The organism is Psychrobacter sp. Sarcosine-02u-2 (genome assembly GCF_002836335.1).
GTDB classification, from domain to species: domain Bacteria; phylum Pseudomonadota; class Gammaproteobacteria; order Pseudomonadales; family Moraxellaceae; genus Psychrobacter; species Psychrobacter faecalis.
In genome coordinates, this window is the sequence record NZ_PJBX01000103.1 from 1 (window position 1) to 238 (window position 238).

Below are 238 nucleotides of genomic sequence, written 5' to 3' on the forward strand. Positions count from 1 at the left end.
GCCCGATTTCACCCACTTGCTGATTGACCAATTGCCCGTCTTGATAATACAGCAATGCTGGCGGACCAAATAGTTTATAACGCGCTAAGATTGCTTTTGAATCAGCCGTAGTCTCCGTGATATCAAGTCTGACCAATTGCCAATCTTGCATTTGCGCAGGGCGATTATGAAATAAGTTTTTATCCATAATCCGGCACTCAATACACCATTCGGCGGTGACATCGACCAGCACTTTAGG

General features: G+C 45.4%; 1 protein-coding gene. It reads right to left on the reverse strand.

The genetic code is table 11. The features are described from left to right. A partial coding sequence (locus tag CXF58_RS01440) for a thioredoxin family protein (protein ID WP_180952500.1) occupies positions 1-238 on the reverse strand: 238 nt, incomplete at both ends.